General features: G+C 65.2%; 14 protein-coding genes. 8 read left to right on the forward strand and 6 right to left on the reverse strand.

What is annotated here, in order from left to right; all coding sequences use genetic code 11:
- Positions 1 to 104: 104 nt before the first annotated feature.
- Positions 105 to 1,463: a chitinase gene (locus tag ACV229_RS03165; protein WP_448081673.1), complete on the forward strand. Its 1,359-nt coding sequence runs from the start codon at positions 105 to 107 to the stop codon at positions 1,461 to 1,463.
- Positions 1,464 to 1,619: 156 nt separating this feature from the next.
- Here ACV229_RS03165 and ACV229_RS03170 read toward each other — a convergent pair whose 3' ends face one another.
- Together ACV229_RS03170 and ACV229_RS03175 are read right to left on the reverse strand one after the other, a co-directional pair.
- Positions 1,620 to 2,363, reverse strand: coding sequence for an IclR family transcriptional regulator (locus ACV229_RS03170; protein WP_448081674.1), 744 nt, complete (start codon positions 2,361 to 2,363; stop codon positions 1,620 to 1,622).
- A 49-nt stretch (positions 2,364 to 2,412) separates the two neighbouring features.
- The gene (locus ACV229_RS03175; RefSeq protein ID WP_448081675.1) at positions 2,413 to 3,564 is read right to left on the reverse strand and encodes a CaiB/BaiF CoA transferase family protein; all 1,152 of its coding nucleotides are present in this window, start codon (positions 3,562 to 3,564) and stop codon (positions 2,413 to 2,415) included.
- 280 nt (positions 3,565 to 3,844) lie between these two features.
- On the opposite strand from ACV229_RS03175, the gene ACV229_RS03180 reads away from it, so the two are divergent.
- The 3 genes from ACV229_RS03180 (at position 3,845) to ACV229_RS03190 (ending at position 5,068) form a co-directional block, all read left to right on the forward strand.
- On the forward strand, positions 3,845 to 4,150 hold the full coding sequence (locus ACV229_RS03180; RefSeq protein ID WP_448081676.1) for a hypothetical protein: 306 nt from the start codon (positions 3,845 to 3,847) through the stop codon (positions 4,148 to 4,150).
- Between the two features lie 161 nt (positions 4,151 to 4,311).
- The gene (locus ACV229_RS03185; RefSeq protein WP_448081940.1) at positions 4,312 to 4,734 is read left to right on the forward strand and encodes an NUDIX hydrolase; all 423 of its coding nucleotides are present in this window, start codon (positions 4,312 to 4,314) and stop codon (positions 4,732 to 4,734) included.
- A 55-nt stretch (positions 4,735 to 4,789) separates the two neighbouring features.
- On the forward strand, positions 4,790 to 5,068 hold the full coding sequence (locus ACV229_RS03190) for a hydrogenase maturation factor (protein WP_448081677.1): 279 nt from the start codon (positions 4,790 to 4,792) through the stop codon (positions 5,066 to 5,068).
- Positions 5,069 to 5,133: 65 nt separating this feature from the next.
- Here the strand turns inward: ACV229_RS03190 and ACV229_RS03195 are convergent, their stop codons facing one another.
- A complete protein-coding gene (locus ACV229_RS03195) occupies positions 5,134 to 5,460 on the reverse strand; it encodes a low molecular weight protein tyrosine phosphatase family protein (protein WP_448081678.1) in 327 nt (108 codons plus the stop codon).
- Positions 5,457 to 6,362 carry a sulfite exporter TauE/SafE family protein gene (locus tag ACV229_RS03200; protein ID WP_448081941.1) on the reverse strand — a complete coding sequence of 302 codons (906 nt, stop codon included), beginning with the start codon at positions 6,360 to 6,362 and terminating at the stop codon, positions 5,457 to 5,459. Before ACV229_RS03200 ends, ACV229_RS03195 begins: the two co-directional genes overlap by 4 nt.
- A 223-nt stretch (positions 6,363 to 6,585) precedes the next feature.
- Here ACV229_RS03200 and ACV229_RS03205 point away from each other — a divergent pair, with 223 nt between their 5' ends.
- The 4 genes from ACV229_RS03205 (at position 6,586) to ACV229_RS03220 (ending at position 10,641) form a co-directional block, all read left to right on the forward strand.
- Complete coding sequence (locus ACV229_RS03205; protein ID WP_448081679.1) at positions 6,586 to 7,644, forward strand: NAD-dependent epimerase/dehydratase family protein; 1,059 nt, start codon at positions 6,586 to 6,588, stop codon at positions 7,642 to 7,644.
- On the forward strand, positions 7,641 to 8,639 hold the full coding sequence (locus tag ACV229_RS03210; RefSeq protein ID WP_448081680.1) for an AraC family transcriptional regulator ligand-binding domain-containing protein: 999 nt from the start codon (positions 7,641 to 7,643) through the stop codon (positions 8,637 to 8,639). The genes ACV229_RS03205 and ACV229_RS03210 overlap by 4 nt, the downstream gene beginning before the upstream one ends.
- Before the next feature lie 701 nt (positions 8,640 to 9,340).
- Positions 9,341 to 9,928, forward strand: coding sequence for a hypothetical protein (locus tag ACV229_RS03215; RefSeq protein ID WP_448081681.1), 588 nt, complete (start codon positions 9,341 to 9,343; stop codon positions 9,926 to 9,928).
- 143 nt (positions 9,929 to 10,071) lie between these two features.
- Complete coding sequence (locus tag ACV229_RS03220) at positions 10,072 to 10,641, forward strand: hypothetical protein (RefSeq protein WP_448081682.1); 570 nt, start codon at positions 10,072 to 10,074, stop codon at positions 10,639 to 10,641.
- Positions 10,642 to 10,899: 258 nt separating this feature from the next.
- On the opposite strand, the gene ACV229_RS03225 is transcribed toward ACV229_RS03220, so the two are convergent.
- Positions 10,900 to 12,030, reverse strand: a complete 1,131-nt coding sequence (locus tag ACV229_RS03225; RefSeq protein WP_448081683.1) for an amidohydrolase family protein — start codon at positions 12,028 to 12,030, stop codon at positions 10,900 to 10,902.
- Between the two features lie 2 nt (positions 12,031 to 12,032).
- On the reverse strand, positions 12,033 to 13,340 hold the full coding sequence (locus ACV229_RS03230) for an MFS transporter (protein WP_448081684.1): 1,308 nt from the start codon (positions 13,338 to 13,340) through the stop codon (positions 12,033 to 12,035).
- Between the last annotated feature and the right edge of the window lie 77 nt (positions 13,341 to 13,417).

Genomic DNA, 13,417 nt, shown 5'->3' on the forward strand with positions numbered 1-13,417 from the left:
ATGGATGCGCCGCCGGCCGGGGCTGTCCATTGCCCGGTCCGACGCGGCGATGACATGGCCACGATATGCCGGCCAGCGTATCGCTCATCATCATGGAGAACAAAATGAAAAACCGAGAGTTGTCGCGTTTGATCCCGCGCGCGTTCGCCGCGGGCGTCCTGCTCGCCGCGGCGAGCGTGTCTCAGGCGGCGGGCGTGTACGCGCCTTACGTCGACGTGACGCTGTATCCGACTCCGCTCGTCGACCGGATCGGCGTGCAGCAAGGCATCCAGCAATTCACGCTCGCGTTCGTCGTCGCGGGCAACGGCTGCACGCCGTCGTGGGGCGGCGTGCAGGCGATCGGCAACGGTGCGACCGGCGACCTGCTCACGTCGCTCGGCACATCGATCGCCAGCTATCGCGCGAAAGGCGGCGAGGTCGCCGTGTCGTTCGGCGGCGCGAACGGCACGCCGCTGATGCAGGCCTGCACGACCGTTCCCGCACTGAAGACCGCATACCAGAGCGTGATCGACACGTACGCGCTCACGCACGTCGACTTCGACATCGAGGGCGCGTCGCAGCAGGATACGGCGGCCGTCGCCCGCAATTTCCAGGCAGTCGCGCAGTTGCAGGCGGACTATGCAGCGAAGGGCAAGCCGCTGCACGTCACGCTGACGCTGCCGACGATGCCGACCGGGCTCACGCAGGACGGGCTGAACGTCGTCAACGCGGCGATCGCGAACCACGTCGGCTTCGACGCCGTGAACCTGATGACGATGGACTATGGTCCCGCCGGCATCGACATGGGCGCCGCCGCGATCGGCGCCGCGCAGGCGCTCTACTCGCAGCTCGACACCGGCTACCGGTCGGCCGGGCAGACGAAGAGCAGCGTGCAGCTGTGGCAGATGGTCGGCGTCACGCCGATGATCGGCATGAACGACGTACAGGGCGAAACGTTTACGCTCGCGAACGCGCAGAGCGTGCTGAATGCGGCCGTCAACAACGGCTACGGGTTCTTCGGCAACTGGTCGGTCGGCCGCGACCAGCCGTGCCCGAACAATGGCGCATACACGTCGCCGACCTGCTCGGGGATCGCCCAGCAGCCGTACGCTTTCGCGTCGATCTTCAAGAAGCTCGACGGCAAGTGGGGCGCGGGCGTCACGCAGGACCCGAACTACGGCGGCGGTTCGAGCGGCGGCGGCACGCCGCAGCCGGGCGCGCCGTGGTCCGCGAGCCAGGTGTATACGGCTGGCGCGACGGTCACGTACCAGGGCACGACCTACCAGGCGCAATGGTGGACCCAGGGCGACGTTCCCGGCCAGGCGCCGGTATGGAAGGCGCTCGGCGGCGGCACGCCGACGTGGTCGCCGACGGCCGCGTATCAGGGCGGCGCCTGCGTGATGTACCAGGGCGCGAAGTACTGCGCAAAATGGTGGACCCAGGGCGATACGCCGAGTGCGGGCGGCGTGTGGGTGAAGTCCTGACGTCGCGCGTAGCGCCCACGTGACTTGAGCCGAACGGAATCGCGCTGGCGTCGGACGATGCCGGCGCGATCCGGACGACGCCTTACCAGGTCGATTCGCGGCTCGGTTCGCGGGTCTATTCCCGGATCGATTCTCGGTGCGACGGCCCGCGCCGCATCAATCCCGCGCGTGCTCGGCCAGCAGCCGCGTCTTCGCGTCGACGAGCGCGGCGGCATGCGCGTCGTGATGCTGGCGGATCCGCTCGGTCGGCCCGACGACCGACAGCCCGTACCAGTCGCCGTCGATCGGCAGCGCGACCGCGATCGCCGACAGTTCCGGCGCGCTTTCCCCGCAATTGTCCGCCCAGCCTTGCGCATGAAAGCGTGCAGCCTGTTCGACGAGTGCGGGCAGGCTCGTCACCGTCGCATCCGTGTAGCGCTCGAACGAAAGCCGGCCGCCGAGCGCCTGCTGCGCATCGGCCGTCATTTCCCCGAAGATCGCCTTGCCGATCGAGTTCGCATGCAGCGGCCGCAGCTCGCCGGGCTGGCGCGCGTAGCGGATCGCCTGCTCCGACTCGACGACGTCCAGGTACATCACCGACGTCCCGTGAACCTTGCCGAGCACCGCCGTTTCGCCGCACGCGTCGCGCAGCGCGACGAGATGCGGGTGCACCATGTCGACGACGGGATCGGTCGCGTCGATCGCGGCGGCGATCGCCTGCAGGCGTCGCGTCGGATAGTAGCCGCCGCGCTTGCGCACTTCGTACAGATAGCCGCGGCTCACGAGCGTGCGCGCCATCGCGAGGCAGCTCGACGCCGGCACATTGAGCAGGCGTGCGAGTTCGGTGAGCGGCAGCGGCCGCCGTTCGGTGGCGAACAGCTCGAACAGGTCGAGCGTCCGGGCGACAAGTTTGACGTCCATGACGAGCGCTTGAAACGTTGGAAGATCGTCGCGCCACGCGCGGCATCGATCAGGACTCGCGGTTCGCGGCGGCCCCGAACACCTGCTCCTCGTGCTGGTTCAATGCGGGCGGCGGCATCCGGTACGTGGCGGGCGTGCGGCCGAGCTTGATCGGCGACGCGATCCCGCGATGGTTGCCGATCTCGACCCGCATCTCGCGATGCGCGGCATGCGGATGATCGAGCGCGTCGGCGAGGCCGAGCACCGGCGCGCACGGCACCCCGCGGCGGATCAGCCGGTCGGCGAGCGCCGCGCCGTCGTGCTTCGCGAGCTCGGCTTCGAGCAGTGCGCGCAGCGCCGCGCGGTTCAGGCTGCGCGCGCGGTTGTCGACGAAGCGCGGATCGTCGAGCCAAGCGGTCGTGCCGAGTTCCGCGCACAGCGCGGCGAACTGTCCGTTGTTGCCGACCGCGAGGAAGACGTCGACGGTGGCGCTCGGGAAGCTGTCGTACGGCGTGATGTTCGGATGCGCGTTGCCGGTGCGCACGGGCTCCTTGCCCGAATGGAAGTAGTTCGGCGTATGCGGGTGCAGGATCGACAGCGCGCAGTCGAACAGCGTCGATTCGACGAACTGCCCTTTGCCGCTCGCATCGCGCTCGCGCAGCGCCATCAGCACGCCGAGCGCCGCGTTCAGCCCCGTGACGAGATCGACGATCGGCACGCCGACACGCAGCGGCGCCCCGCCCGCCTCGCCGTTCACGCTCATCAGCCCCGTGAATGCCTGCACCGCCGCGTCGTAGCCGGGCAATGCGCCGAGCGGGCCGTCTGCGCCGAAGCCCGACACGCGGCAATGGACGAGCCGCGGGAACCGTGTATGCAGCGCGTCGAAGCCGAGCCCCCAGCGCTCCATCGTGCCGATCTTGAAGTTCTCGACGAGCGCGTCCGCATGCTCGAGCAGCCCCAGCAGCCGCTCGCGGTCGCCGGGTTGCGTCAGGTCGAGCGTGACGCCCAGCTTGTTGCGGTTCACGCCGAGGAAATACGACGCGGTGTCGCCGTCGAACGGCGGCCCCCACGTGCGCGTCTCGTCGCCGGACGGCGGCTCGACCTTGATCACTTCCGCGCCGTGGTCCGCAAGGATCTGCGTCGCATACGGGCCGCCCAGCACCCGCGACAGATCGATGATGCGCAAGCCCCCCAGCGCGCCCTGCCGTTCGTGTTGCGTCATTCGTCTCGCTCCTGGTTCCGATGTCCGGACCGCCGGACCGGCTCGCCGTCGCCTGCACGGGGCCGTTTCCGATCGGGCCATGAATTCTTGTGGGCGAATTTATATTCACATTGGGGAAATTTGTTGTCAAGCGGGCGGGCTCCTGATCGAGGCAGCGGCGAGCGTGCCCGGACAGGCATCTGTGTCTTGCCGGCCTTGTCGATCGCGACCGGGTTGCCGAGATAGTCCGCCGTTCGCTAAGCTTGCGGTCGCACGCCTTCCCCACGAGTCCGGAGCTTTCATGAAACGCATGCTGCTGGCCGCCGTCGCGCTCGCATCGACGCTGGGCGTCGCACGCGCGCAGACCTACCAGTTCGGCGAAGGGCAGACCCAGCCGCAAAGCACCGCGCGGCCGGCGCAACCCGCGCCGTTGCCGGGCGCCACCGAGGTCGCGCCGCTGCCGCAGGGTGCGGTGCCCGAGGCACGTCCCGTTTCGCGGCGACACCACGTGAGCCCGCATCGGCGCCATTACCGGCATGCGGTTCACAAACACGGGCACACGCGACACGTCAGGCATGCGCGGCACGGAACCTATCGGCACACGTGATGCAGCGGGCTCATGCAGGCGGCTTGCTCGTGAATGTTCACACGGATGACACGTACGATTCACATTGACCGAGCCGTCATGATCCCATTCGGATGACGAACGATTTGCACCTGACAAATCCCCCTGAATTCATCTATGCTTGCGGCAACGCATCGACACTCATGAGCTCGCGAATTGACACCTCTTCGCTCGTCAAGGAACGGGCGACCATCGTGTGCCGCCAAGGCCGGCGCGTGCTGCTGGTCGCGCGAACGGCGTCGCGCTGGACGTTGCCGGGCGGGGTGATCAAGCGCGGCGAAACGCCATTGGAGGCCGCGCATCGGGAATTGTCGGAGGAAACGGCGCTGGAGGGGCTCGCGCTGACCTACGCGGTCCAGTTCGGCGGCCTCACGAAGCTGCACCACGTATTCGTGACCCATGTTCCTGTTGACCAGGCGCCGCGAGCGCGCAACGAGATCGTCCATTGCAAGTGGTTTGCGCTCGACCGCCTGGAGGCGCTGCGCGCCAGCATTCCGACTCTGAAGATCATCGAGTTGCTGCAGCTCGACCGGACGTTCAGGACGGTGTACGCCGAGGCCGGCTGACGCCGTTCGCCGGAAATCCGTTGCCGCGCGACCGCGCCCCCTTAGCGAGCCCGACATGACCAGCACGTACACCTATCGCGGCTACACGATCGAAGTCCGCTGCGAACATCATCCGGCCGCCGACGCCGGCGCGACCGCGCTCGCGCCCGGCTACGTCGCCGTCGTGCAGGTTCGCGAGGGCGACACATCGTCGATCTTCTTTTCGCCGGTGCGACTGTCCGACGATACCGGGAAACCGTTCGCCGACACGCTCGATGCCCTCAGTGCCGGACGCACCGCCGGGGAGATCATCGTCGACGATCTGCTGACGAACGCCGGCTTCGGCGGCGCTTGAACACGCGGGCGCTGCGCCACTTACGAGAGGCGGCGGGCGGACGTCGTGCAGATCCATCGCGCCAGTCACGACCGCAGGAATCTGCCGGCCTTGCGTTCAAGCAGCGCGACCAGTTCCGGCTGCATGTATGCATACTGGTCGGGAATGTCGAGACACACGATACGCTTGCCTTTCAGGTCCGCGCCGAATTGCTTCGACAACCGGGCCTTGTGCGTGCGCTCCATCACGAAGATGATCTCGGCCCACGCGATCTGCTCGCCCGACACCCTCGTTTCTGCATCCGGCGCGAGCCCCGCGGAATCCGTTTCGATGCCCGGCCACTGAGCGAATATCGTTTCTGCCGTCGGGCTGCGCAGCCGGTTCCGGCTGCAGATGAACAACGCTCTCGTCATGTATCGTCCCGTCCGATGGCGCGATCTGCCTGCGCGGCCGTGCGTGCGGTGTCGCCGTGGTTGGTGTGCACGCGGCGATCCAACTGAGCGACAGACGATCCTCCATGCGCGAAGACGCCTGATTTCCAGATCATTTGGGCTGCCGCAACGAGCACGAACAGCAGTACGACCATCCTGAACGTCTTTGGAGGCATCTTGTCGCGCAGCGGGCGAACCATCCACATTCCGGCGATGGCCGGCAGGCTGGCAGCCGCCGAAACCAAGAGGTCGGCACCGCTTGCGTGCGCAGCGCCATTGAACGTCGTGATCAGCGTGACGATCGACACCACCAGGATGATCGCAATCTGCTTCGTGAATGCCCGTCCGGTTGCGCCGGACGAAATCAGGTAAGTGGCGAGCAACGGGCCCGGGACCGATGCGATGCTTTCCATCAGCGCCGCGCCAAATCCGAGCGCGAAGCCGACCGGTCTTTGCCACGCTTGCGGCAGGTTGAGCTTCGGCGAGCCGAGCATCAGCGTCGCGGCGACGATCAACAGCGCGCCGGACGCGGCTTGAGCATGCCGCGCATTGAGGGAAAGGAGGATGGCGACGCCGACGACGTTGCCGACAACGGTGCCCGCGATCGGTGCGGCTATCCGCCGTGCCGTCGCCAGTATCTCGCCACCTTCCAGCGCCTGCGGAATGTTGCCCAGGATGATCGGCATCGACAGCAGGAGCACCGCATGCCTGATCGGCAGGAACTGACTCAGGATCGGCATGGCAACGAGCGGCACACCGATGCCCGTGACGCCTTTGACCATGCCGCCCAGCAACAGGGCGACGGTGATGCCGGCCAGATCGAAGCGGTCGAGTTGCTGCAGGCTGGAGACCAACACGCCTTCGGCGAGATTGAAATGGATCATTGGGCGATATGTCGAGCCATGACTGGCGGTAGCGTAGGCGGTGGCCGCCGCCATCTTACCCGAGCGCGGCGGCGCACATTCGGGCCAACCGTTTCGCCGGCGACGCGCGCCATCGCGCCACCGCCTGCGGCGCGGATCGCAAGCCGATTGGCGCGCTTTGCCAGTTACATCGCGTGACCGGCAATGCATCATGTCGATCATCGTTCGCCGTGGAATCGACACAATGGACATCGACAAAGACACACCGGTCATGGTGACCGGCGCAACCGGCTACGTCGCGGGCTGGCTCGTGAAACGGCTGCTCGACGCGGGCCTGACGGTCCACGCGGCGGTACGCAACCCTGACGATGCCGCGAAGCTGCGGCACCTGGACCGCATCGCCGCAAGCGCGCCGGGAAAGCTCCGCTACTTCCGCGCCGACCTGCTGCGGCCCGGATCGTATGCGGACGCGATGGCGGGCTGCCAGGTCGTGTTTCATACGGCGTCGCCGTTCAAGATCGACGTCCGGGATCCGCAGACGGAGCTGATCGACCCCGCGCTGCTCGGCACGCGAAACGTGCTCGAAACGGTCAACGCGACGCCGTCGGTCAAGCGTGTCGTGCTCACCAGCAGTTGTGCCGCCATCTATGGCGACAATGCCGATCTCGATCGCGTGCCGAACGGCGTGTTCACCGAGGCGATCTGGAACACGAGCTCGTCGCTGACGCACCAGCCGTACGCATACTCCAAGACGCTGGCCGAACGGGAGGCCTGGAAGATCGCCGGCGCGCAGCATCGCTGGGATCTCGTCACGATCAATCCGTCGCTGGTCATCGGGCCCGGCATCAATCCTGAAGGCACGTCCGAGAGCTTCGCGATCGTCCGCCAGATGGGCGACGGCACGATGAAGATCGGCGTGCCGGACATCGGCATCGGTGCGGTCGACGTGCGCGACGTCGCCGAAGCGCACTTCCGCGCGGCGTTCACGCCGGGCGCCAGCGGCCGCTACATCACGTCCGGGCACGACACGACTTTCCCGGCGATGGCCGCGACGCTGGTCGCGCGATACGGCCACGACTATCCGATCCCCACGCGCACGCTGCCGAAATGGCTCGTGTGGCTGGCCGGGCCGCTCGCCAACAAGGCCGTTACGCACAAGATGGTGTCCCTCAACGTCGGACGTCCGTGGCGGGCCGACAACAGCCGCAGCCGCAACGAACTCGGGATCCGCTATCGGCCGCTCGCCGAATCGATGAACGATTTCTTCGGGCAGCTCGTCGAGACCGGACAGTTGTCCCGATGAACCGCTTCGCGATCGCGCCGGGCTGGCGGATCCTGCTGACGGACATGGGCCTGTCGTCCGACGAGATCCTGCGGCGGGCGCAGCTACCGCCCGACCGCTTCGTGCGCACCGACGCCGGCCTGTCGACCCGCGAGTATCTCGGCCTTTGGCAGGCTCTGGAGGACGCGGCCGGAGACCCGTCGCTGCCGCCGCTGCCGCTGCGCGTGCTCGACAAGCTGTCGGTGGAGACGTTCGATCCGCCGATCTTTGCGGCGCTGTGCAGCCCCAATCTCGACGTCGCGGTGCGCCGCATCAGCCAGTTCAAGCCGCTGATCGGCCCGATGCGGCTGCGCGTGACGCCGGCGGCGGAAACGCTCACGCTTGCGCTCGATTTTCTGGAGCGGGAGGTGCCCGCGCCGGGTACGCTGATCGCGATGGAACTCGGCTTCTTCGTACAACTCGCGCGGATCGCGACCCGCGTGCGCGTGGCGGCGAGCGACGTCACGCTGCCGGGTGAACTGGCCCGGCATGAAGGCTATGCGCGCTTCTTCGGCGTGGCGCCGCGCTACGGCGATTCGCCGAGCGTCAGCTTTGCGCTTCCCGATGCACGCCGTCCGTTCGTCACGCAGAACGACGCGATGTGGAAGGTCTTCGAACCCGACCTGCGCCAGCGGCTCGCCGCATTGTCCGCGGACACCGGGATCTCGGAGCGGGTCCGGGCCGCGTTGCTCGAGCTGATCCCGAGCGGGCTCGCCACCGTCGACGACGTCGCGCGCAAGCTCGCGATCAGCAAACGCACGTTGCAGCGGCGGCTCGAGGCGGAAGACGCCAGCTTCAAGGACGTGCTGGCCGACGTTCGCGAACGGCTCGCATGGCACTACATCGACCGCTCCGATCTGCCGTACAGCCAGATCGCGTTCCTGCTGGGCTACCAGGATCCGAACTCGTTTTTCCGGGCGTTCAACGCGTGGACGGGCATGACCCCGGAGGCCGCGCGAAGCCGGGCCGTGCGTTAAGCGAATGAAACGCGCGCGGCGTTTGCCGCTTCACGATTTTGTAATGGTCGTATAAAAACTTTCGACAACTTCGGCCATTGCCGATTCATGCAACACGGGTTTCAGCAGGACGACGCCAATATATTCCGCGACGATTCAATAACATCTCATTTCAAATCGATTGCATTGCCATGGTGGAAAATTGAAATCCATCAAGTGCTGATCTATGCTCTATCCACAGAATGAAATCATCGTCCACCTCGCGGTGGACTTTCTCGCGTCCGGGGGCAATGTAGTTAACTAATACGAATGGCGACTATCGACACTTGCTGCCGACACACTCTCACCAGCACCCGCCAGTAGTGCTCCAGCGCCCGTTTCGGCGCATGCAAGCACATGCCTTCCCGGCCCTCGATACGGGTCCGGCGAGTCCCCTCGTCCGACCTGCCGAAACGGGACCGGCGTGACTTCGCGCATGCACTGAAAACGACGCGAATGGCAAGCTCGATACCGGAATCATCCCCGGCATCGTCAAAGTGCCATTTTCTCCGCCCTTCATTAAACGGCATTGATTGGGATTCATCGCTTTGACCGCGCGTCCCAAGCGAATATCGGCGACGCCGAGATGGCCCGTCTCGCGCGAAGGTCAATTTCAATCACAACGATGCGCGCCATTTTTCGCTTTGGACATCCTGGCTGAATCGGCACAAAAGGAGATGAAGATGAATGGCAGATTCCTGAAAGAAGCGGCGGCCGCCGCGATTGTATTGCTGACACTGAACAGTATGGCTCATGCACAGAACCACGCGTGCACGATTGCGACCCTGAAAGGCGCATACGGCACCTCGGTTCATGCGCAGGCGCTCGGAATCCTCACCGGGACGGCCCCGAGCCAGGTCCTTCACCGCTATGCCACGCCCACTGAAATCGACGTCGTTGCCCTGCCGGTACTGGACGGCGCCGGAACCGGCACGCAGGTGGATTTCGCGATGTTCAACGGCACGGTCAGGCCGGGCTCGCCGCCTGAAGCGTTTGCAACCAACGAAACGATCTCGTACTCCGTGAATGCGGATTGCACCGGCGAGCTGAGCGTTACTTTTCCGAATGGCACCACGCTGACGCAAAAAATCGTGATCGTCGACCACGGGAATGAGTTCTACGGCGTCACGAGCTTCCAGCATCTTGCGAGCGGCGCGCCCGCCCTCGACGGGACACTGTGCGACAAGGGTTGCGATATCGCGATCCAGGCAAGCGCACATTCCGTCAAGGTCAGACAGGGAGGCGGGAACGGAGACGAGCGCGATCGATGATCGTTGCCTGATCAAACGGCGGCAGCCAGGGTTCACTGCAGCCTTTTTGAATTTCATTTTGAATCGGGTGCCCGATCCAGCCAGGCAACAGGCCCCTGCGCGTCGTGATGTCGAGCGCCCGGTTCGCCGGCAAGGAGATGATCGTGAAGATCAAGCATTCAAGCGTTGCGGCGGCAACAGCCATTGCACTTCTGTCGCTCAGTGGTGCCGCGCAGGCCGACGGCCTTTGCTCGAGCGCAACGCTAAAGGGAGCCTTCGGGTTTATCGGTCACGGAGACATTCTTGGATTGATCGGTGCCGATGGCAAGGTGCATCCGTACGCCGCCACGTCGATTCTCGATGACGTCGCCCTGGTGACGTTCGACGGTGTGGGCCATTTTTCACGCACCGACTTCGGCGTGATCGGTGGGCTGCCGAAAGGCGGGCAAACGACATTCAATCCTGACCAGACCGGCACCTACACGGTGAACTCGGATTGCACCGGCACGATGAAAACCACCTATACGGCCGGCGGACCCGTGCCGGCCGGCGTCGAGACTGACCTGAACATCGTCGTCTCTGCCGGCGGGACGCTCGTCGAATCCGTGGTCTACCGGGCGGTCACCGTGTCGGGCCAGAGCGCGGACGGCCTGGCAAAGTGCCCACCGGATTGCGAGCAAGGTGTGCAAGAACACTTCGAGGGGAAAAAGGTGCTGGTCCACGACTCCCGTTAGTCGTGTCCCTGATGGGCTCTCGCTCGCCAGGTCGCTTGCGATGAGCGGCGCTGAGCCCGACCTCGGGCGCGGGTTTTCGGTACTTCGATTCCCGCGCCTTCTGCCTGACGATTGGGGTACCTCCCCGACCTGTCGCGATACGGAGGGCGGCGGTGTCCGTGATGCTGGCGGACACCGCCGCCCCCAACATGAAACTGCTGCCATCGCCGCGGCTGCCAGCAGATGCATTCGCCCGCGGCGCCGTGGCTAACGATCAGGTCACGCGAGACGGTACACCTTGGTGACGGTTCCCCGGAACAGTGCCTCCCGTTCCTGCGCACTCGCCTGCGCGGTCAAGCGCTTGAACGCGTTCCAGCCGTTGCTATAGGGATACGAGCCTTTGTCGACCGGAAAATTGCTTTCGAACATGCAGCGGTTCGCGCCGAAGGCCTCGATGCAGGTATGCATCCACGGCTTCCATGTTTCCGCCAGCTCGATCGAGGAAGGCGGACGCTCTCCTTTTTCGAAGTCGAAGCCGTTGATGCGCATGCCCAGGCCACCGACCTTCACATACACGTTGGGCAACTGCGCCAGCTCGCGCATCGAGCGCGACCATGCGTCGAACACGTCCTTGCGTTTGTCTGCATAACTGGCGATTCGCACGACACCGCCGCAATGGTTGATGATGAAAGGCGTATCGGGATACGCCTTCGCCAGATCGAAGAGTTCGGGCAGTTGCGGGAAGAAGAGCCATGCGTCGCAGGAGAGACCGAGCGCCCCCAGTTGCGCGACGCCTGCCCGATAGGTCGGGTCAAGCAGCAATCCGCGCGGCGCGGCCGACAGGGGATTCACGAGCGTCCGGTCGGCGTCCCATGTCACGAGATGCCGCACGCCGCGCAAACGGCCGTCGCCCGCGTGAAGCTCGGCTTCGAGCACGTCTCGCACTGCCGCGCCGCGACGCAGATCCGCATATCCGACGATGCCCTTCGCAACCTGCGGCTTGCCGTTCTGCAACGATGCGGTGGCTTCGACCACGTACTCGATTTCGCCGACCGGGCGCATCGGTTCGGGACCGTCGTTTCGATAACGCGTCAGTGCCTGCATGTACACGGACGCGGTGATGTTGTGCCCCGATCTGGCGTCTTCCAGATATTCATCGAGCAGGTAAGTCCACCCCGTCCGTTCATAGAAATGATGATGCGCGTCGATGATCGGCATGTCCGGTTCAAGCGCGGCTTCGGTGCCCGACGCGAGCCACGCCGCGCAAACGGGAAGATAGTTGCTGGTCGTGCTCATGCTGCGCGTTTCCTCTTTTGCGAATCCCGGTCGCGCAGTGACGGCCGGGATCATGATCGATGCTGCCGCCGCGCCGAGAAGCCGGCGTCGCTGGGGCGAACGAAGCTGTGCCATGGTCACGTCTTCTCCGTGTTGAAAGCGTAGAGCGAGAGGGTCAGCAAGGTCGTGACGAGCAGCACGACCGACAGGCCGATCATCCCGGCCGTGAACGTCCCGAAGCTGTCCTTGAGATAGCCGACGAGGTACGGTCCCGCAAACCCGCCAAGCGCGCCGATCGAATTGATCAGCGCGAGGCCGCCGGCAGCGGCCTGCCCGGAGAGAAACCTGTTCGGCAACGTATAGAAAATCGTGCGGCCCGCGATCGTACCGATGAGCGCCAGCGTGACGCCGGTCATGGCAGGCGCCAATTGATGAAAGTGGGTCGATACGCCGAGCGCCACGGCGCCGATCAACAGACCCGCGGCCAGATTCGCGACGGGTCCGCCGCGCCGATCGACACGCTTGGCCCACCAGAGCAGTGCAATGGTTGCAAAGAAATACGGTATCGCCGAAACCCACCCGGTCTGCGTCACGCTCATGCCGTGAGCCTTGAGCATCTGCGGCAGCCAGATGCCGATACCGTAGGAGCCCATCGTGAAGCCGAACGAGATCATCGCAAGGATGTACGTGCGGGCATCCTTCAACGCGGCGCCGAAATCCTTCTTCTGCCTGGCTGTGCCCTCGCGGTCGAAGGCGCTTTGCAGCGCCTGCCGCTCCTGCGGCGACAGCCACGTGGCATCGGCGGGCTTGTCCGCGAGCATCTTCAGCACGAGGAAGCCGAGCGCGCACGCGGGCAACCCCTCCACGATGAACATCCATTTCCAGCCGGCCAGCCCAAGGAAGCCGTCCATCCTGAGCAGCCACGTCGACAGCGGGCCGCCGACGAGTGACGACAGCGGCGTGGAGACCGTGAACCACGCGAGCACGCGCGTGCGATAGCTCGCCGGAAACCAGACTGCGAGGAAGAAGATCACGCCCGGGAAGAAGCCCGCTTCGCCGATACCCAGCAAGAGCCGGATTGCGTAGAAGCTGGCCGGTCCCTCCGCAAGCGCGGTAGCCGCCGCGAAGAAGCCCCACGTGATCATGATGCGCGCCAGCCAGCGTCGTGCGCCGAAGCGATACAGCGCAAGGTTGCTGGGGACTTCGCACAAGCAGTAGCCCGCGAACATGATGCCGGCACCCCACCCGAACTGCGTCGCAGTCAACCCGAGATCGTGGTTCATCGTCAGCGCAGCAAAGCCGACGCTGGTTCGATCCAGATAATTGAAGAAGTACGCGAGCGCGAGAAGCGGGATGAAGCGCCACGCGGCTTTCTTGACCGCCTGTTGCTCCAGGGTGGAATCGACGGCCTGTTCGGCCGTCATATCCGAAGATATCGATGTCATGTTTCGTCTCCTGTGAAATCACTGGCCGAACCGGACCATGCAGCCCGATGGGCGGGCGCAGTGATTCCTGGTGTGGT

The sequence above is a fragment of the Burkholderia sp. MR1-5-21 genome (assembly GCF_053427715.1).